This is a genomic window from Jonesia denitrificans DSM 20603, assembly GCF_000024065.1.
GTDB classification, from domain to species: domain Bacteria; phylum Actinomycetota; class Actinomycetes; order Actinomycetales; family Cellulomonadaceae; genus Jonesia; species Jonesia denitrificans.
The window spans coordinates 2,146,823-2,165,723 of the sequence record NC_013174.1; the positions used below are offsets into that span (position 1 = coordinate 2,146,823).

The 18,901-nt window shown below is 59.9% G+C and carries 16 protein-coding genes; 7 read left to right on the forward strand and 9 right to left on the reverse strand.

Annotated features, from left to right (window positions below; genetic code table 11):
• Window positions 1–52: 52 nt before the first annotated feature.
• From JDEN_RS09855 to JDEN_RS13130, 3 genes are read right to left on the reverse strand one after another with little or no spacing between them, the layout of a single operon-like run.
• Window positions 53–964: a TatD family hydrolase gene (locus tag JDEN_RS09855; protein ID WP_015772223.1), complete on the reverse strand. Its 912-nt coding sequence runs from the start codon at window positions 962–964 to the stop codon at window positions 53–55.
• A 53-nt stretch (window positions 965–1,017) separates the two neighbouring features.
• Window positions 1,018–2,634 (reverse strand): methionine--tRNA ligase, encoded by a 1,617-nt coding sequence (gene metG / locus JDEN_RS09860; protein WP_015772224.1) that lies wholly within the window; start codon window positions 2,632–2,634, stop codon window positions 1,018–1,020.
• A gap of 4 nt (window positions 2,635–2,638) precedes the next feature.
• A complete protein-coding gene (locus JDEN_RS13130; RefSeq protein ID WP_015772225.1) occupies window positions 2,639–4,132 on the reverse strand; it encodes a PQQ-dependent sugar dehydrogenase in 1,494 nt (497 codons plus the stop codon).
• A gap of 116 nt (window positions 4,133–4,248) precedes the next feature.
• On the opposite strand from JDEN_RS13130, the gene JDEN_RS09870 reads away from it, so the two are divergent.
• The 3 genes from JDEN_RS09870 (at window position 4,249) to JDEN_RS09880 (ending at window position 7,642) form a co-directional block, all read left to right on the forward strand.
• Window positions 4,249–4,833: an isochorismatase family protein gene (locus tag JDEN_RS09870; protein ID WP_015772226.1), complete on the forward strand. Its 585-nt coding sequence runs from the start codon at window positions 4,249–4,251 to the stop codon at window positions 4,831–4,833.
• A 110-nt stretch (window positions 4,834–4,943) separates the two neighbouring features.
• Window positions 4,944–6,038 carry a substrate-binding domain-containing protein gene (locus JDEN_RS09875; protein ID WP_015772227.1) on the forward strand — a complete coding sequence of 365 codons (1,095 nt, stop codon included), beginning with the start codon at window positions 4,944–4,946 and terminating at the stop codon, window positions 6,036–6,038.
• A complete protein-coding gene (locus tag JDEN_RS09880) occupies window positions 6,035–7,642 on the forward strand; it encodes a methyl-accepting chemotaxis protein (protein ID WP_015772228.1) in 1,608 nt (535 codons plus the stop codon). Before JDEN_RS09875 ends, JDEN_RS09880 begins: the two co-directional genes overlap by 4 nt.
• 70 nt (window positions 7,643–7,712) lie before the next feature.
• Here the strand turns inward: JDEN_RS09880 and JDEN_RS09885 are convergent, their stop codons facing one another.
• Window positions 7,713–9,482: an ABC transporter ATP-binding protein gene (locus tag JDEN_RS09885; RefSeq protein ID WP_015772229.1), complete on the reverse strand. Its 1,770-nt coding sequence runs from the start codon at window positions 9,480–9,482 to the stop codon at window positions 7,713–7,715.
• A gap of 45 nt (window positions 9,483–9,527) precedes the next feature.
• Window positions 9,528–10,364 carry a 16S rRNA (cytidine(1402)-2'-O)-methyltransferase gene (rsmI, locus tag JDEN_RS09890; RefSeq protein ID WP_015772230.1) on the reverse strand — a complete coding sequence of 279 codons (837 nt, stop codon included), beginning with the start codon at window positions 10,362–10,364 and terminating at the stop codon, window positions 9,528–9,530.
• Window positions 10,365–10,460: 96 nt separating this feature from the next.
• Between rsmI and JDEN_RS09895 the strand changes: the two genes are divergently transcribed.
• Complete coding sequence (locus tag JDEN_RS09895; RefSeq protein ID WP_169304107.1) at window positions 10,461–12,326, forward strand: dolichyl-phosphate-mannose--protein mannosyltransferase; 1,866 nt, start codon at window positions 10,461–10,463, stop codon at window positions 12,324–12,326.
• Between the two features lie 53 nt (window positions 12,327–12,379).
• Here JDEN_RS09895 and JDEN_RS09900 read toward each other — a convergent pair whose 3' ends face one another.
• From JDEN_RS09900 to JDEN_RS09915, 4 genes are all read right to left on the reverse strand, one after another.
• Window positions 12,380–13,786, reverse strand: coding sequence for an aldehyde dehydrogenase family protein (locus JDEN_RS09900; protein ID WP_015772232.1), 1,407 nt, complete (start codon window positions 13,784–13,786; stop codon window positions 12,380–12,382).
• A 15-nt stretch (window positions 13,787–13,801) separates the two neighbouring features.
• Window positions 13,802–14,968 carry a hypothetical protein gene (locus tag JDEN_RS09905; protein WP_143713289.1) on the reverse strand — a complete coding sequence of 389 codons (1,167 nt, stop codon included), beginning with the start codon at window positions 14,966–14,968 and terminating at the stop codon, window positions 13,802–13,804.
• 102 nt (window positions 14,969–15,070) lie between these two features.
• A complete protein-coding gene (locus JDEN_RS09910) occupies window positions 15,071–15,733 on the reverse strand; it encodes a GNAT family N-acetyltransferase (RefSeq protein WP_083775149.1) in 663 nt (220 codons plus the stop codon).
• Entirely contained in the window at window positions 15,712–16,956 is a 1,245-nt protein-coding gene (locus JDEN_RS09915; protein ID WP_015772235.1) for a molybdopterin molybdotransferase MoeA, read from the reverse strand. The genes JDEN_RS09910 and JDEN_RS09915 overlap by 22 nt, the downstream gene beginning before the upstream one ends.
• 168 nt (window positions 16,957–17,124) lie before the next feature.
• On the opposite strand from JDEN_RS09915, the gene JDEN_RS09920 reads away from it, so the two are divergent.
• The 3 genes from JDEN_RS09920 (at window position 17,125) to JDEN_RS09930 (ending at window position 18,868) form a co-directional block, all read left to right on the forward strand.
• Entirely contained in the window at window positions 17,125–17,769 is a 645-nt protein-coding gene (locus JDEN_RS09920) for a 5-formyltetrahydrofolate cyclo-ligase (RefSeq protein WP_015772236.1), read from the forward strand.
• Window positions 17,770–17,846: 77 nt separating this feature from the next.
• On the forward strand, window positions 17,847–18,050 hold the full coding sequence (locus JDEN_RS13480) for an FmdB family zinc ribbon protein (protein ID WP_015772237.1): 204 nt from the start codon (window positions 17,847–17,849) through the stop codon (window positions 18,048–18,050).
• Window positions 18,051–18,202: 152 nt separating this feature from the next.
• Window positions 18,203–18,868, forward strand: coding sequence for an SAF domain-containing protein (locus tag JDEN_RS09930; protein ID WP_015772238.1), 666 nt, complete (start codon window positions 18,203–18,205; stop codon window positions 18,866–18,868).
• The last annotated feature ends 33 nt before the right edge of the window (window positions 18,869–18,901 follow it).

Sequence of the window (18,901 nt, forward strand, 5' to 3'; positions counted from 1 at the left end):
GGGAGAACGCCGCCAGGTCACGACCATGTTCGCGATCACAGGGGTGGTGAAGTCACCACCGCCCATACACCTCAACCGTGGTGCGTTCGATACGTGCACACGCCTGCTCAAGGGTGAGCCCACATTCGGCGGCAATCGTGGCCATCGTGTGCGGGATGAGGTAGGGGGCGTTAGGTCGCCCCCGGTATGGGTGTGGGGTGAGGTAGGGGGCGTCAGTTTCCACCATGATGTGATCGGTGGGAATGACACGTAACGCCTCACGCAACCCCGTGTTGGCGGTGAAGGTTACTGGTCCTGCGAACGACAAATACCAGCCTTGCTCTGCCGCAACCTGCGCCATGGCAGCGTCCCCCGAGTAGCAGTGGAACACAGTCCGCTGTGGTGCGCCGTCGGCGAGGAGGATCTCGATGACGTCCTCGTGGGCGTCCCGGTCATGGATTTGTAAGGCAAGGTTGAGTTCTTTCGCGATCGCAATGTGGTCGCGAAATGCTTGACGTTGGGTGGCAATCCCATGGGGGCCAGACCGAAAGTAGTCCAACCCTGTTTCCCCAATGGCACGGATCTGGTCGTGCGCGGCTGCAAGGTCCGCTACGGTAGCGATCGCGTCGGCCAGGCTTGTGGAGTGCCGGTCGCTGTAGTGCGGGTCCAGACCGTCCGGGCCTGGGTCGGCGGTGTGCGCGTGGAGGGGGGTTTCGTTGGGGTGAATAGCCAGCGCCCCAAGAAGCTCTGGATGGGCGGCAGTCAACGCAACCGTGGGGGCTAGTGCGTCAAGGTCACACCCCACCTCAATCATGCGCGTCACGCCTACAGAAACCGCAGCGTCAATGTACCCACGAATCCCGTGATCTGGTGCTTCACTGGTGGTGATGTGGGAAATTGATTGCAGATGCGTGTGATTGTCAATAACGGGATGTGGCAGCGGTGTGGGTGGTGGCGGCCAGGAACGGTCACGTGTTTTCGCCACGGGAACTCTTTTCGTGGGTGTGGTGGGAGACGCACAGGCGCCTCCCACCGCGGTTACTTCGAGGTGGTATCAGGGTCTTCAAGACGGGGGAACAGTACCGTCCCTTTGGTGATGGTTGTCCCCACGGGTAGTTGCCCGAAGCGGGCTGCATCCGAGGTGGGTTGCGCATCGAGGGCACCAAGGTGTTCTTCTGCTCCGAGTGATTCCCACAGCTTGCTGGCAGCTTGTGGCATCACTGGGTTGAGGAGGACCGCGAGCGCGCGGAGCCCTTCGGCTGCTGTCACAAGGATCGTAGCGAGTCGTCCGCCGGGTCTGGTCTGCTCCGGGTCTTTGGCGACTTTCCAGGGTTCTTGTTCGGTGATGTACATGTTGAGTGCATCAACGAGGGTCCACACTGCTTCGATGGCACGGGTGGGTGAGATGGCGTCGATTGCTGCTTCTGCGTTCGTGACGGCTGTTGCCGCGACCTGGTGGACGTGATGTTCGGCGTCGGTGAGGTCACCTACTTGAGGCAGTGTGCCGTCGAAGTATTTGTTGACCATGGCTGCGAGCCGGGAGGCGAGGTTTCCCCACCCGTTGGCGAGAGCGGCGTTGTATTGGGCGGACATGTCTTCCCAGGAGAAGGATCCGTCTTGCCCAAAGGAGATGGCGCGCATGAAGTAGTAGCGGAAAGCGTCTGACCCGAAGTGGTCGATGATGTCGGAGGGGGCGATTCCGGTGAGTTTGGATTTACTCATTTTTTCGCCGCCGACAAGAAGCCACCCATGGGCAAAGACCGTTGTGGGCAGGGGAAGCCCTGCTGCCATGAGCATGGCTGGCCAAATCACGGCGTGGAACCGCAAAATGTCTTTGCCAACGAGGTGGACTGAGGCTGGCCAGAACTTGTCGAAGCGTTCTTGAGCTGTGGGGTCATCGGATCCCCAGCCAAGGGCCGTGATGTAGTTGAGGAGCGCGTCGAACCACACGTACATGACGTGGGTGGGGTCCCAGGGTACGGGGACTCCCCAGTCGAAGGTGGACCGTGAGATGGAGAGGTCCTGGAGTCCTTGTTTGACGAATCCGATGACTTCGTTGCGCGCGGACGCGGGTTGGACAAATTCGGGGTGTTCTTCGTAGAGGGCGAGGAGTTTCTCACCGTACTGTGACAGGTTGAAGAACCAGTTTTGTTCCGCGAGCATTTCCACGGGTCGCCCGTGCAGTGGGCACAGTTTTTGTCCGTCAAATTCCCCGGTTCCGTCGAGCAGTTCGCTGGGGAGTTTGTATTCTTCGCAGCCGACACAGTAGGGGCCTTCATAGGACCCTTGGTAGATGTCCCCTTGGTCGTGGAGTTGGCTGATGAATTTTTGTACAGCCCGCTCGTGGCGTTGTTCAGTTGTGCGAATGAAGTCGTCATTGCGAGCATCAATGGTGTCGAGTACGGGAAGCCAGGACTCTTTGACAAGTTTGTCTGCCCACTGTTGGGGGGTGACACCGTTGGCGTGCGCGGTGCGCATGACCTTTTCCCCGTGTTCATCAGTTCCGGTGAGGAACCATACGTCATGTTGCCGTTGCCGGTGCCACCGGGTGAGGACGTCTGCAGCAACAGTGGTGTAGGCGTGCCCGATATGGGGGGCGTCGTTGACGTAGTAGATCGGGGTGGTGAGGTAGAACGGTGTCAGTTCAGTGGCCATGGGCTTATTCTATGGGTTCTGTTGTTGTGGTGGTGTCGGTGTCCGGGGTCAGCGTCATCGTGATGACCTGGGGTGTGGTGCTGTCCGGGGGGATGCCTGCAAGGTCATGGGGGGCGGTGGCTCCGCCAGGTGGGGGTGATGCTGTGGAACTGACAACAGTGAGTGTGGAGTTGGTTGCGTCGAGGTGCGCATCGATGAGCGGGCCGTATTGTCCGGTGAGTAATGGTTGCGCAGTCAGTTGCGTGGCCGCAACATCGTCAGGGAGGGGAATCCACCAGGCACGTTCACTCACCGACCCGCACACGACAACGGCCCGGTCACCCGCGCTGAGACACTGGGGATCACCCACTGTTTGCTTGGTGGCGGACCACGGCCATTGCACTAGTGGTGGGGAAAATGTTGCTCCCTGGGGTAACGTCAGGCCGCCGTCTGTGGTAGCCAGGTCAAGGTCGTTCACATCAATGGGAGTGTCTCCCTCTTCCCAGGGCCACCCATAGTTGGCACCAGCGTTAATGAGGTTGAGTTCATCAGCGTGGTGACCACCTTGTTCCACCGCGTACATGCGCCCGTTGCTGGCCCAGTCGATAGCGGTGACGTTGTGATGCCCCGCAGACCACAGGGGTGAATCTGGTAGTGGGTTAGTGGCTGGGATCTGCCCATCGCGGCGGTAGCGCAGGATTTTCCCTTCGAGTGCGGTGAGTTCTTGAGCACGGGCTGGTGCGCCAGCATCGCCTACTGAGACGTAGAGGAACCCATCGGGGCCAACCCCCAGGGCCCCACCGTTGATGCCTTGCCCGGCAGGGAGCGCGGCAATCAGCGGGATCGCGTCAGTGACCACAGGTGGTGTGGATCTCAGGTCCAGGGTGAACCTGGTGACAGTGGTTGTGGCACCGGTCGTCCATGACACGTAGGCGACGACAGGTTGCTCACTGTCGCCGTCCGCACCTGGCTCACCGGCCGCAACAATGAGGTCAAGCACCTGCGCGACGTCGCCTGCTGACAGGGCAGGTTCACCCTCGGAGGGGTCGTCTCCTTGCTCGTTGGTGTCACCGTCAGTTGAGGTGTCTGTGTTGGCTTCATCGTCGGCGTCGGCAGCGCGCTGCGCCTGCGCGATTGCAGCACGCGCATCGGCAAGTGCCTGCGGGATGGGGCTGGTATTGGCGCCAGGCAGGGCACGGGTTTGTCCGTTACCCAGGTGCCACAATCGCCCATCCTCATCAATCATCAGGAGGGTTCCATCAGGCAGCACATCAGTCGCGACGACCGCTTCTGACAGCGGGGTTGCGGCAACGTCACTCGCAGTCACGGTCACTGGCACTGGCGGGAGTTGTGCGGCGGTGTCGGTTGGGTCGGGTGTGCTCACAGTCGCACTTGTTGACGCCGGTGCGCGGGTTGGTTGCGGTGACGGCGCCACCTGGTCACCAGAACACCCAGCAAGCATCGTCGCCACAACAATGACCCCTGCGATCGTGGACCTCCACCTCACCTGTTGAACCATGACTTAACCCTACAAGCGCGCGGGGTGCACTGTCCGGATGGACACAACACCCACCCCCAGCTGTCATCACCGATACGCGCTAGCGGTAACGACAGCGTGTTCGGTAGGTTGGGGGTATGGCTGATGAACTGCGTCGCGCTTTGCTTGTTGTTGATGTGCAACCCACTTTTTGTGAAGGTGGGGCGCTGGGTGTTGTTGGGGGCAACGCGGTTGCCCACCGCATCGCTGATTTTGTTACCCAACACCGCGATGAGTACGCCCTGGTGGCAACCACCCAAGATTGGCACATTGACCCAGGTGAACACTTCTCTGACACCCCAGATTTTGTTGACTCCTGGCCACCGCACGGGGTCGCCGGGACCGCTGAAGCCGAGTTACACCCAGCATTGGCGTCCCTGGCACCCACGGTCAGTGTGAAGAAGGGACAGTATGCGGCCGCCTACTCGGGATTTGAGGGCACCACACCAGACGGTGTCTCCCTTCGCGACGCCCTGACAGAACATGGCATCACACACGTTGATGTTGTCGGAATCGCCGAATCACACTGTGTGAAAGCAACCGCCATTGACGCACATGACGCAGGATTCACTACCCGCGTTTTTACTGACCTGACAGTTCCGGTCACCGAAGATCAAGGCGTCGCGGCGCGCGTAACCATGTCAGAACACGGTGTGGAACTTGTTCAGGCCACGCCAGTGTGACGTGTTCACCACCCCACCTGCCGTCAATCCGCGGTGACAAACCCTCAATGACCACCCACCTGAGCCGATGAGGACGGGGAAAGCCCCACCCCACCAGCTCAGGAGAGACCATGTTCAAACGGCTCCTCGCGGCACTGACCAGTGTCGCGTTGCTTGCCGTGGTCGCAGCGTGCAGCACAGCTGACGGCGCGGCCACCACTGCCCGACAAAAAGCCGGCGTTGCGATGCCCACGCAGTTACTCGAGCGGTGGATCCGCGATAGCCAAGAAGTTGAGGCACAGCTCGAAGCGCTAGGTTACGACGTCACGCTGCTCTACGCCGACGATGATGTTCCACTTCAGGTGCAGCAGGTGGGTCAACTCATTGACGAGGGGGTTGAACTCCTCATTATTGGGGCAGTGGATGGCACCGCCCTCAAAGACGAACTCGCACGTGCGAAGGCCGCAGGGATTCCTGTCATTGCCTATGACCGCCTCATCCGCGACTCAGACGCAGTCGACTACTACGCAACGTTCGACAACTACCAAGTTGGGGTGTTGCAGGGCACTCACCTCCTTCAAGAGCTTGGTGTCCTTGACTCCAATGGGACTCCCACAAACACCGCAGACACGTTCGCAATTGAGATTTTTGCTGGCTCCCCTGACGACAACAACGCCACTGTGTTCTACACCGCAGCAATGAGTGTTCTGCAGCCCTACATTGATGCTGGAACTCTCGTTGTCCCATCGGGCGAAACTGCCTTCGAAGCAGTTGCTACAGCCGCCTGGGACAACAACACCGCTGGCGAACGCATGGCGTCCTTGTTGTCATCCAACGACACACCATTAGATGCAGTTCTCTCACCGAACGATGGGATCGCTCGCGCTGTCCTCGAACAGTCAAAGAGCGCCGGGTATGGAACATCCTCACAACCCCTTCCTGTGGTCACTGGTCAAGACGCTGAAGTTGACTCAGTGAAATCATTGGTCGCAGGCGAGCAAGCATCCACAATCTACAAGGACACCCGCCAACTTGCTGAGGTTGCCGTTCTGATGGGTCACTACCTCCTCCAAGGGAAACAACCTGAGGTCAACGACACGACCTCCTACGACAACGGAACAAAGGTTGTCCCCTCGTATCTTCTGCCACCTCGACTTGTCACTGTCGATAACTACCGTGAGTCGCTCATTGAAACCGGCTACCTTTCCGAGGACGAACTGTCATGACACAACAATCCACACTGAAACGCTCGTGGTTCTGGGACCGTTCGGTTCGCTTCAAAATCCTGTCCACTGTGGTAGTCATGTCGGTGCTGTTCGCTGGTGTGGGTGGCGCTGGTGGTGTCGTCTTGTGGCGTGCCGGAAACAACCTCACCGAGGTAAACAAGCTCACCGGCGAGTTGCAGTCCAACCTCAACGAGTTGCGCACTTTGCAAACCAAATCGCACCTCCTTATTCGTCGTGCTGCAGTGGAAAACAACCCTCAGGTTCGCCAGCAGTTACTCACCTCGCTGACGTGGACTGACACCTCAGTGGCTGAGCTCATTGCTGACGTCAACACCTTCCCCCAATCGGACACCCCACAGTGGGATGACTTCATCTCCCGGTGGGAGTCATGGGTAACCTACCGTGACGCAACCCTCGTCCCGTTGGCGGAAGCCGGTGACCAACCTGGTTTCACTGCTGCAGTCAACGACCACACCGCTGGCGACCCGGAACAGGCCGGCCGTGTCTTGGAAATCGCCAAGGGACAAATTGACCGGCAAGTCCAAGAGATCATGGACAAAGCCCGCACCGAAATTTCCATCACGATCATCGCGCTTCTTGTCGCATTCATCGTGGCTGTGGGTCTTGGTGGGTTCATCGCCCTTGCTGTGACCCGACGCATCTCCCGTGACCTGTCCGCTGTGGTGACATCAGCAGAAGCACTGGCCCAAGGTGACCTGACCCACACTGTGCAGCAGACGTCCAAGGACGAGATTGGACAAATGGTTGCTGCGTTCAGTACAGCGCAAACCCAATTGCGCTCTGTGATTGGGTCGGTCGTGGACACCGCAGGAACAGTGACGAACGCCTCCGAACACATCTCTGCCTCCAACAGCCAAGTGGCGTCCAGTGCGGAAGAAACCTCCACCCAAGCAACAGTTGTGGCTGCTGCCGCCGAAGAAGTGAACCGCAATGTGCAAACTGTAGCTGCAGGCGCCGAGGAGATGGAAGCATCAATCCGGGAAATCTCCGCCAACGCCGCTGAAGCTGCTCGTGTGGCAGGGAACGCGGTGAAAGTATCCCAAACGACAGCAGACACCATCGAAGCGCTCGGTGCATCCAGCCAAGAAATTTCCGTGGTAGTCAAAACGATCACATCCATCGCCGAGCAAACAAACCTGCTTGCACTGAACGCAACTATTGAAGCGGCCCGTGCCGGTGATGCGGGTAAGGGCTTCGCTGTGGTCGCCTCCGAGGTCAAAGACCTCGCCGGTGAATCTGCCCGGGCAGCAGAAGACGTTGCCCGTCGAATCGAACAAGTTCAACAGCAAACCGGGCATGCAGTTGCCGCGATCTCAGAAATTTCCGAGATCATTGCCTCCATCAACGACTACCAGATGACGATTGCATCGGCTGTTGAGGAGCAAACCGCCACGACCAACGAGATGTCCCGCTCGGTGGGTGAGGCCGCACAAGGGTCGCACGAAATCGCAGCGAACATTGATGGGGTCGCGCAAGCTGCGGACCAGTCCGCAGCAACTGTTGTGGAACTATCGAACACGGTGCAGGAACTCTCTATCGCAGCAACACGCCTGCGTAAAGAAATGGAACAGTTCACCGTCTAGCACAGCCGATGGGTGGGGCGGGGAAGCACTCGGTGCTTCCCCGCCCCACCCGTATGTTCTGGACAACTGATCAGCGTTGCATCGCCGCGTACTCTCCGTGCGCATCGAGAAGCTCACGGTGCGACCCGGTTTCCACGATCTGGCCGTCACGCATGACAACAATCCGATCCGCCCCGCGAATAGTGGACAGTCGATGCGCCACAACGAAGGTGGTTCGGCCCGCCATGAGACGTTCCAGGGCCTGCTGGACGAGTCGTTCGGATTCGTTATCCAGCGCGGAGGTTGCTTCATCAAGGATGAGGATACGCGGGTTACGGATGAGGGCTCGGGCAATAGCGAGGCGCTGGCGTTGACCACCCGAGAGGCGAGCACCACGTTCCCCAATGACGGCGTGGAGGCCCCCCATCTCAGTCACGAACCCCGCAGCATTCGCGGATCGTAAAGCGTCCCACACCTGCTCATCACTGAGGTCGTGCGATCCGTAGGTGACGTTGTCGCGGACACTTCCCTCAAACAACAAAGATTCTTGAGGCACAACAGCCATGAAGCGACGGTAACTGCGCAAATCAATGTCGCTGACACTGTTCCCATCAATGCGAATGGTGCCAGACGTCGGGGCAAGGAACCCAATCACCATGTTCAAGATGGTTGACTTCCCAGACCCTGACGGCCCCACAAATGCCACTGTTTCACCGGAGCGAACGTCCAGGGTCACGTCCTGGAGTGCGGGGGCGTCAGCGTCGTCGTACTGGAAAGTCACGTTCTCAAAGGACACTGCCCCGGCCACACTGTCCACGGTGCGTTTACCTTCGTTGCGTTCCAGTTCGTCAGCCACAAGGACTTCCCCCATGGAACGCACCGACTCCAGCCCTTTCGCGATCATCGGGGTCAACGTGAGCAACACTGTGACTGACCCAGTCAGTTGCATGAAGTAGGTGGACAACATGACGACGTCCCCAGCACTGACACCAAATAAGCCCGTGTATGCCGCATAGGCGGCACCCACCAGGCAGGCAACAGACAACAACTGGAACGTGATCCATGCCAGTGCTCCGAACCGGCCATTAAACACATCGAGTCGGATACCTGCTTCTCGCACAGAGACCAACGTCGAGTCGAGGCGGTCCAGTTCACGGCGTTCCAACGCATGCGCACGAGTGATGGGGATGAGGTGGGTCATCTCAGACACACGGGCAGACATAGATTCAATGTGGTGACGAAAAGCCCGGTTACGGGCAGACATGCGTTTGCGCATCGCCACAATAAGGACAGCCGATGCGGGCACCGCCAACAAGAAAATAGGCAGGAATTCTGGGGTTCGGATCCCGGTGATGATGAGCGCTCCCAGCATCGTGGTGACCGCACCCATTGCAGAATCAAAGGTTTGGCGCGTGGACTCCACCACGTTCTCCACGTCACGCACAATCTTGGCTTGCAACACGCCAGCACTCATCCGCCGGTGGTAGCCAATGGACAACTCCTGCAACCGGCGTGCCAATGCCATCCGCAACCCCGACTCAACGTTGCGCACAGACAGCGACAAAGCCTTGATATACAGGATCGACACGGGAAGGTTTTGCGCGATAATCACGACCAGCACAGCAGTGGCGACCCACAGTTCACGCAATGGACGTTGCTCCACCACAATGTCAATGATCATGGCGGTGAGCAGCGGCATCACCCACACCGGTGAGTGTTTGAACGCGTACGCAACAGCAGCGCCAGTCAGTTTGGCCCGTTCAGGGCGAAACAATCGCACCAGGGTGCGCATTGGCCGGTTTGGGTCGTACCACTCATCAAGGGGTGGCATAGGGCGTGGGGGGCGTGGAGCACGAGGCATGACCCCCATTATCCCGCCCATCAAATCGATTCGACAACGGGTTTATCAGGATTTTTCTGCGATCAATCCCTCATACAATTCCCGCCGCGACACCCCCGTCTCCTTCGCCACTGCACTTGCCGCGTCCTTGGTGCGTTCACCAGCAGCCACCCGCTCCCGGGCGACAGCCAACGCATCGTCAAATGACACCTGCCCACCCTTCTCCGCCCCGGCCACCACAAGGACAATCTCACCTTTGAACCGATCCTGCGCTGCCCGACTTGCCAACTCACCCAACGGGGCCCGCACCACTTCTTCGTACGTTTTGGTCAACTCCCGGCACAACGCCGCCCGCCTCGTGGGGCCAAATGCGGCAGCCGCATCGTCAAGCGAGGCAGCAACCCGGTGAGTCGCTTCAAAAAACACCATGGTTCGCTGCTCAGCGGCAAGCGCCGCGAACGTTTTCCGGCGCTCCGCAGGTTTTCGCGGCACAAACCCCTCAAAGGTGAACCGGTCTGTGGGTAGCCCCGCCACCGCGAGCGCGGTCACCACTGCTGAGGGTCCAGGTACCGCGGTCACCACGATGCCGCGTTCCAGGGCCCGCTCGACAATGCGATAACCGGGGTCTGACACAACAGGCATTCCGGCGTCGGTGACAACAACAACGTCCAGGCCGCTGTCCACATGGTCAAGGAGTTGGTCGGCGGTGTGGGTTTCGTTGTGTTCGTGGTGGGCTACCACTGTCCCGGTGACGGTCAGACCAAGACGAGTGGTGAGGTCACGGAGTTTTCGGGTGTCTTCGGCGGCGATCACGGGTGCGGTGGCAAGGAGTTCACGCAGGCGCGGTGAGGCGTCGTCGGTGTTGCCGATAGGTGTGGCTGCGAGAATGAGGCGTGCGGTCATGGCTCTACTGTGCCACGGTGTGGATCGATGTCGGGTACTGGACTCCCCGTCGTGGTTGGGGTGTCTTCCCCCTCACTTTCCCATACCATGGCACTCGTGGACGATTCACGCATTGCTTCCTCGACACCGCAGTCGCGAGGCCCGTACCCTGCCGGCTCCCCCTCCGGTGGGTTCGATGATGGTGGGTATCCGCCACCGCGCCCACGCTCAACTCAGGATGCACCCTCAGCGCGGACCCCGGTGATGCCTGATGATGACGTGAATCAGTCGGCTTTGTCCCCGGATGTGGCACCCGCTTCTGTGCCGGCTTCTTCTGAGAAGTCCCCGAGTGTGGAGCCTGCTTCTGAGGCGAGCATTTCGGTTGTGGATACCGTGGGTGAGGAATGGCGGCAGGCTCGTTTGTCACTGTTTTCTCCGCGGGAGTTATCGCTGTCGTCGTTGTCTCCTGGTGCACGCCTGTGGGGGTGGTTGGGTCCACTCCTCGTCGCGATTGTTGCCGGGGTGGCACGGTTTGTTCGGCTTGGCACTCCCCCGTCCTTGGTTTTTGACGAAACGTATTACGTCAAGGGCGCATTCACCCTGCGGATGTTCGGGGTGGAGCGAGACTGGCCCAAAGAGATTGATGAGTCGTGGAACGCGGGCATGCGGGACATGTTCTTACCGGACGCGGATTATGTGGTGCACCCACCGTTAGGTAAGTGGATGATCGCAGCTGGGATGTTTGATTCCTCGAACGCGTTCTTTTGGCGGTTGTCCGCTGCTGTGGTGGGAACGATCGCGGTGTTTGTCGTGGCACGCATTGTGCGGCGGATGGTGGGGTCGACGGGGTGGGGGATGGTCGCTGGCGGTTTGTTCGCCATTGATGGGGTTGCCATTGTGCATGCCCGCACCGGACTGTTGGACTCGTTTCTCATGTTTTTTGTGGTCGTGGCGTTGGCGTTCCTTGTCCATGACCGGTGGTTACGGCGGGAACGGTTGGCACGCATGGTTGCTGGTACCGATGACCGCGCTCTTGCCGCCTGGGGTGGTGCTGGTCCGTGGTTGGGGTGGTCACGGTGGCGCTGGGCTGCGGCTCTTACGTTGGGGTTGGCGTGCGGTGTGAAGTGGTCAGGCCTATATTTTGTGGCCGTGTTCTGCGTGATGATTGTGTTGTGGGACGCGGGTGCCCGCCGTTCGGTGGGGATCACACGGTGGTGGTGGGGAGCCATCGTTCGAGATGGTATTCCTGCCGCCTTGGTCATGTTACCGACCGTTGTTGTGGGTTACCTGCTGTCGTGGTCAGCGTGGTTTGCCAACACATCTTCGTATAACCGGTTGTGGCATGAGGCGAACCCTTCCTCATTGCCGGATTGGGTGCCGGGCCCGGTGGCGGCGGTGTGGGATGTGGGGCGTTCGTTCGTGCATTACCACCAGTCCATGCTCACGTTCCACACAGGGTTGTCGTCAGAGCACCGGTATGAGGCGCCTGCGTGGGGGTGGCTTCTCCAGTTACGTCCCACCTCGTTTTTTTGGGAACGTTTTGATGAGTCAGTCTCGTGCGGCGGAGATGAGTGTGTTGCTGCGGTGACGTCGGTGGGGAACCCGCTGATCTGGTGGCTTGGTGCGGCCTCTTTTGTGGTGTGTTTGTGGTGGCTGGTGCGCCGAGGTGATTGGCGCGCTGGTGTGGTTGTTGCTGGGTTTCTTGCCGGGTGGGTTCCGTGGTTGTTTTTCCCTGAGCGCACCATATTCACGTTCTATGTCATTGCGTTTGCGCCGTTTGTATACATTGGGGTGGCCTATGTGGCGTTCCGGTGGTGGACGTGGTCCACCACGGAGCGTGCGCACGCCTGGGTGCGACCGGTTATCGTGTTCATCGGGGTTCTTGTGGTCGCATTGTCCGTGTTCTTCTACCCGGTGTGGACAGCAATTCCGGTGCCGTATGACTTCTGGCGGCTCCACATGTGGTTCCCCACCTGGATTTGAGTCACACCATCACAGTCACCCGGTAGGGAGCGCGCTGTTACCGGGTGATGTGTTCAGCGAAGAATCCTCCTCAGCCAAGACAGCTTCTCACCACTGACCGGCGGGTACACCATCCGCATGGTGTCCGGTTGCAGCGGTTTGGACACAACGGGTTTGAGGTGAGAGAACGTCTCAAAAGAGTACCGGCCATGGTACGCGCCCATTCCTGACTCTCCTACCCCACCAAAGGGCAACTGATTGGCGGCTAGGTGGCCCACCGGCAACCCAAACGTCAGTGCCCCCGAACTGGTGTCGCGAACAAACGCACGGCGCACATCGGTACGCTCAGAGAACACATACAAGGCCAACGGTTTTTCTCGCTCATTAATGGCACTCATGGCGTGAGAGGGTGAATCCACGATCACAATAGGCAGGATCGGACCAAAAATCTCCTCCCCCATGACACTGGCGTCCCAGGGGACATCCACAGCGATGACAGGGTCCATATGCCGGGTCTCGCGGTCAATGTGTTCCCCACCCAGCACGGTCACACCCCGGTCACGCAGGTCAGCCAGGTGCGCTGTCAACCGGTCGTGATGCTTGGTGTTGATGATGCGCCCATACCGACCCCCGTGGGCTGGAGACGGACCAAACATGCGGTCAATGGACGCTCGCAAGTGAACAGCGAGTTCATCCGCCACCAACCGCGGCGCCAGAATGTAATCGGGGGCAACACAGGTTTGCCCAGCATTGGTGAACTTTCCCCACACGATACGATCGGCTGCAACAGACAGATCCACTGAATCATCAATGTACAGTGGTGATTTCCCGCCAAGTTCCAGGGTCACTGGTGTGAGGTGTTCGGCTGCCGCCTTCATGACAATGCGCCCCACCGTGGAGTTCCCGGTGTAAAAGATGTGGTCAAAACGTTGCGCAAGAAGCTCAGTTTTCGTGTCCACACCACCTTCCACAACACTAACGGCCACCGGATCCAGATAGCGTGGGATCAACCGGGCCATGAGGTGAGAGGACGCAGGTGCGACCTCACTGGGAGACAACACCACACAGTTGCCTGCAGCGAGCGCACCAACAGCTGGTGCCAGCAATAACTGGATGGGGTAATTCCACGGGGCCATGACAAGAACCACACCCAGCGGTTCGGCAATAACTGATGTTGTTGCAGGCAAGAGCGCTGCAGGTGGGGCCACGTGCCGCGCTTTTGCCCACCGGCGCAGGTGCCGGCGCGTGTGGCGAATTTCTGTGAGCAGGAACGATGTTTCTGTCAGGTACGCTTCCGCTTCGGGTTTCCCTAAGTCAGATGCGAGCGCCTCGGCGATCTCCTTCTCGTGCGAACTCACCAATTGTTCCAACGCATCAAGTTGGCGTAACCGCCACGCTAGTGGCTTGGTTGTTCCCGCACGAAACGTGTCGCGCAGACCGTGGACGGTGCCAGCAATGTCAGAAGTGTGGGTGCTCGTCATGCACCCTACGCTACGTTACACAGCGCGTCGGCGCGCGAGGATCGAATTGAGATCCACTCCCAGTGAATCTGGGCGTTCATCGTCGTGAACAGCGACCACGTGTGCTTCACGCACGGCAGCTTCGTCTGGGTCGATCTCGTTGGCGGAGTCCGCAGCGATCGCGGCGAGACGAGCTGCTGTGAGTGCTTGGAGTTCCTGGGTGATGGAGGGGGGCTCCCAGGTGGGGGCTGCCGCCTTCATGGTGTAGACAGGTGGTGGTACGGGGACAGCCTGCCATGGTGTTCCCTGCTGCGCATTATCGCGTTTGGGACCATCACTGTCGGCGGGCTGGTCCGTGGCGTTTGTCGCGTGGTGTTGGTGCTGAGATAGTTGCTCGGATGACCGATGCGCCACGGCTGCACCCTGGTCCTCGTGCATTGGTGCTGAGCCTGCGTGGGCAGGTGAGGTAGCGGACCTGCTGGGGCGCACATCGGCAGACACGGGAGTGCCGGTGCGGTGAGTGGAGGCAACATACGCCACTTCAGTTGGGGACAACACTGACGTGGACACATCCTCGTGGCTGTGGCGTCGTGCAGAGTTGTGCTGGGCAGAACGGGCCGCCAGTTTCGCTTCTGTGGGGGTTTGCTCTCGCCGTCGCGTCTGTCCGGTGGGGCGGGAACGTTCCCGGTTCCGGCGTTCCCAAGCACGGTCGGCGCGTTGTTGCGCGACAACTGCCCGGCGACCTAACACCATGACGGTCACGCACAACGAGGCCGGGATCAACGCAACCCACCACGGAACCGGGCTCACGGAACCAAGCACAGCGGTGAACACCGTTACGCTCAGAAGAACGGCAACCAGTACGCCTCGTCGGCGGGCGGCAGCGGCACGCCGCGCCAGCATCGCCGTGCGAGCAGGGTCAACGGGTGTGGGGGATCCCATGCCTGCTCCTTCCAGTTCCAAAGCGGACCGTGCGTGAATGGCACGGGACATGCTATGACTCGGTACGTCACCCGAGGGTGATCCACCGGTTGTGTGTCGAGCTGTATCGTTCACTACGGCAAGAATCCGCAGGTCTTGAGAATATCGGTCCTCAATGCGTGTGTCGCGGGCAGCGAGCCGACGCCGCATGGCGTGCGGCGCAAGATAGGCAGCCCACAGTCCGACCATAAGGACGATCACAATGACTGAGGCTGACTCCACAAGGCTCACGCTATGTCAATGGACACTCCGGCAAAGGTATCTGCTGCGGTGTGTCGCCGACGATTCAGAGCCCTCACCTACTATGATCCCTATTTTCGCTGGTCACAACGGCGTGGCTCGTGTGCGTAGTTGGTGAAGGAGTCCTAACGGAATGTCCTCACGGGTGAGCGCGAAGGTTCGGTGGTCTGCCCAGCGCCCATTGATGTGGAGATACCGTTCCCGGATCCCTTCGTCGCGGAATCCAAGTTTTTCCACAACACGCAGTGAGGCGTGGTTTTCGGGACGCACGTTAATTTCGATGCGGTGCAGGTGGCGCTCAAACAAGCAGTAGTCCACTGCCATGGCCACAGCGAGCGGCGCAATTCCGCGCCCAGCCACCTCTTGGGACACCCAGTAGCCGATACTCGCCCCCCGCAACGACCCCAGGGTGATGTTCATGACGGATAGTTGCCCACTGATTCGTCCTTCATACTCAATGACCCACGGGAGTGACTCACCGTTCAGGGCAGCACGGTCCAGGGAACGCACATACTGGCGAAACGTCAACCGTGCCTGGTCTTCTCCAGGGATCACTGGCGAACTCGCCTCCCACGGGCCTAACCAGGCGAAGTTCGCGTTGCGAACGCGCCGCCATTCCCGTTCATCCCTGGGGCGTACGGGACGCAGGAGTACAGAGCCGTGGGGAGGACCATCCCAGAAGTCTTCCGCCAGTTCCACTGGCCATCGTGAGCTGCGCACGGTCGTTAGTCTTCGAGGATGAGGCATGGCAGTGACGCCCCGGTCGCAACGTCTGTCATGTCTTCGGGGACAACAGCGAGCGCATTGGCGCTGGCGACAAGGGACAAGGTGAGGTTGTCGAGGTGTTCCGGGTCGCCCACAGGGGTAACTTCATACCCGCCGTCGGGGGTTCCGGTCACATGAGCGGGGAGGAATTGGCGGATTCCGTGGGGCGAACGCCACGATGTGGTGGTTGTCGCGGTGAGCGCTGGCCGGTAGAGCTCAGAGTACCCAGCCATGGCTCGAAGCGCGGGGCGGACGAACACTTCAAACGCGACGTGCGCTGCGGCAGGCGCACCGGGGAGCGCGTACACCGGAACGTGGTCTGCTTCGTCACCGGTGAACCCTTGGACTTTGAGCATTCCGAACCCTTGGTTGCGTCCTGGTTGCATGGCGATGTGGTCGAAGCGGACGTCCCCCAGGTGGAGGAGGACATCTTTCAGGGTGTCGTTTTCGCCTTCGGACAGCCCGCCGGTGGTCACGATCAGGTCGGCGCGGACCATTTGGTCTTCAATGGCTTCGGTGAGCGCGGAGGGGGTGTCTGGTAGCGGGGCGACTTGGATGGCCACGGCACCGACGTCTTGGATGGCGGTGCGTAGTGCTGGGCCGTTGGCGTCGTAGATGCCGTGGTGGGGTGATCCGGGTGGGACAAGTTCGTCACCAACGGGGACAACCACAACCCGGGGGCGGGGGTGCACGGTGATGCGTGGGTAGCCGAGACCGGCGGCGAGCGCGAGTTGCCGTGCACCGAGACGGGTTCCAGCGCGCAGCGCGATGTCCCCTTCGTGCATGTCTGCACCGGCGGGCAGGATGTGTTGGCCGCGGCGTCTGCTGTCGGTGATCGCGACTCGTACTGTGCCTCGGTCGGTGTCTGCGAGGGGGATGATGGTGTCCGCTCCGATGGGGAGCGCGGCCCCGGAAGACACTTTGATGGCTTGGAAGTCGACGAGTCGGATTGGGTCGGCAAGAGCGTTGGTGATGACGTGGGCGACGGGCAGGACTGCAGGGGCGGTGGGCCTGGCCCCTTCGACGTCTTTCGCGCGGACAGCGTACCCGTCGCAGGCGGCCAGTGCGGTGGGTGGGACGGCACTGCGGGCGATGACGTCAGCGGCCAATATGCACCCGGAGGCGTCTGCGAGCGCAACATCGAGGGGTGGTACCTGGGTGATGTGCGCGAGGAACTGGGTGAGTTGCTGTTGAACTGTTTTCATGTGCTCACTGTTCGTTGGTGCGTTCCTGCTCACTGCAGCACTCTCAGGCTAGTGCACAGATGGTGGGGTGTGGGAGTTCCTTGGCGGTTGTGTGGGCGTGTCGTGTGGTGAACCACCCATCACCCGGTGATGAAGACATCATGGTGATTTCTTTGAGATAATTTCACCATGAGCGGGATGAAGCAGCCCTACCCTATTGACACACGGTTTGAGATTGAGGACGCTAAAGCAGCGTTGCGGTCGGCGATCCGGTCGAACCGAGAGGCTCGTAGCGAGCGATTACGTCAGGAGGCTGGGGCTGATTTCGCGAAGACGTTGTTGACGGTCCCGCAGATCCGCGCGGCAAAGACGTTGGCGTTGTATGCGTCGCGGCCTGGTGAGCCTGATACTGGTCCAGCGTTGGATGCGTTAACGCATGTGGGTAAACGCATTATTTTGCCGGTCCTGGGTGCGGGCCTGACCCGAGATTGGGCGGTGTATCGCGGAGCGGAGGATTTGCAGCAGCGCGCCCCGGGCCGTCCTCCTGAACCGTCAGGTGACCCGTTGGGGCCAGAAGCGTTAGCGCAGGCTGATGTGATTATTGCTCCGGCATTGGCGGTGGATTCTGCCGGGTTACGATTGGGGCAGGGCGGTGGTTGGTATGACCGGGCTTTAGTGCATGCCCGCGCAGATGCGCGCACGATTGCGTTGGTGTATCCCGAGGAGTTGTATGACGCGCAGGAGCGTCCGTTGCCGCGTGAGGATCATGACCAGTTGGTTGATGGTGTTGCAACGACCACATCCTGGCAGTGGTTGGCACATAGCGGACTATAATTAGCACTCAGAAGATGAGAGTGCTGGTGACATGTGCCGCGCTCTTGGCCCGTTCTGTGTTGTGAGGGGATCATCCCATGCCGTCGTATGCCTACCGTTGTAAGGGCTGTGACCACAGCTTCGAGATCTATCAGTCGTTCTCCGAGGACGCATTGACGACCTGCCCGCAGTGTGAAGGTCCGTTGCGCAAGGTGTTTTCCACTCCTGGTGTGACGTTTAAAGGGTCGGGTTTTTACCGCACTGATTCTGCGAAGAAAGCGTCATCGTCGTCATCGTCGTGATGTTATCCGGCCGCCCTTCAGCGGGGCTGCCGTCGTGTGTGGCCTGCGCCGTGGAGTTGTCCACAGGGCGCAGGCCACACGTGTTTCGTGATGTGCACCGTCCGATGCGCCACGCTTCTTCCCCGGTATTCTCCTGCTGGCAAGGTGGGGGTATGTCTGTTTCAGCTCTTCCATTTCATCGGCGGTGTGCACTGTTGGTGTGGCGGTTTCGGTTCGTGGGTGTTGTGGGTGTGGGGTGTGTGGTGCTCCTTGTGGTGTCCCAAACGTTATCTCCGGCGACAACAGTGGTGGAGGTACCGGTTGCTACTCGGCCACTGGCCGCTGGTGAGGTGGTCATGGCGCAGGATGTGTCGTTCGTGTCGGTGGAGGTGTTGGGTTCGCCTGCTGTCAGTTTTGCAGGTGACGAGGTCGTGGGTGCGCATGTGCGGGTGGGCGTTGGTTTAGGTGAGGTGCTCAGTGGCGCTGTGTTGACCCAGTCTCCTGCACCGCCTGATGGGTTTGCCACTGTGTCGGTGAGCGTGGCAAACCCGTCTGTGTTGTCTGTTGTGGCGGTGGGTGACCATGTGGCAGTGGTTCCCCGTGATTCCGATGCAGCGCAGGCGTTAACCTCACATGCTGTGCTGCTCAGTGTGTCAGCACCCGGGGAGGGTTCTGGTGGCGCGTTGAGCGGTGTGGTGGGTTCGGCAGACACCTCAGCCCCTGTCACAGTACTTCTCGCTGTCCCTCACGAACAGGCCACTGAGGTTGCTCTTGCGGCACAATGGGCAGAGATGGCCATTGTCGTTCTGCCCGCACAAGGGAACCAGCCGATAATGTAAAGGCTGTTCGAGGCGCGCTCGAACCTACTCGAA

Excerpts from the sequence above, each read along its gene's own strand:
- rsmI (WP_015772230.1), bottom strand. The coding sequence starts at position 10,364 with ATGACCGCACGCCTCATTCTCGCAGCCACACCTATCGGCAACACCGAC.
- JDEN_RS13130 (WP_015772225.1), bottom strand. The coding sequence starts at position 4,132 with ATGGTTCAACAGGTGAGGTGGAGGTCCACGATCGCAGGGGTCATTGTT.
- JDEN_RS09915 (WP_015772235.1), bottom strand. The coding sequence starts at position 16,956 with ATGAAAACAGTTCAACAGCAACTCACCCAGTTCCTCGCGCACATCACC.
- JDEN_RS09900 (WP_015772232.1), bottom strand. The coding sequence starts at position 13,786 with ATGACGAGCACCCACACTTCTGACATTGCTGGCACCGTCCACGGTCTG.
- JDEN_RS09930 (WP_015772238.1), top strand. The coding sequence starts at position 18,203 with ATGTCTGTTTCAGCTCTTCCATTTCATCGGCGGTGTGCACTGTTGGTG.
- JDEN_RS09885 (WP_015772229.1), bottom strand. The coding sequence starts at position 9,482 with ATGCCTCGTGCTCCACGCCCCCCACGCCCTATGCCACCCCTTGATGAG.
- JDEN_RS09870 (WP_015772226.1), top strand. The coding sequence starts at position 4,249 with ATGGCTGATGAACTGCGTCGCGCTTTGCTTGTTGTTGATGTGCAACCC.
- JDEN_RS09910 (WP_083775149.1), bottom strand. The coding sequence starts at position 15,733 with ATGCCTCATCCTCGAAGACTAACGACCGTGCGCAGCTCACGATGGCCA.
- JDEN_RS09920 (WP_015772236.1), top strand. The coding sequence starts at position 17,125 with ATGAGCGGGATGAAGCAGCCCTACCCTATTGACACACGGTTTGAGATT.
- metG (WP_015772224.1), bottom strand. The coding sequence starts at position 2,634 with ATGGCCACTGAACTGACACCGTTCTACCTCACCACCCCGATCTACTAC.
- JDEN_RS13480 (WP_015772237.1), top strand. The coding sequence starts at position 17,847 with ATGCCGTCGTATGCCTACCGTTGTAAGGGCTGTGACCACAGCTTCGAG.
- JDEN_RS09880 (WP_015772228.1), top strand. The coding sequence starts at position 6,035 with ATGACACAACAATCCACACTGAAACGCTCGTGGTTCTGGGACCGTTCG.
- JDEN_RS09875 (WP_015772227.1), top strand. The coding sequence starts at position 4,944 with ATGTTCAAACGGCTCCTCGCGGCACTGACCAGTGTCGCGTTGCTTGCC.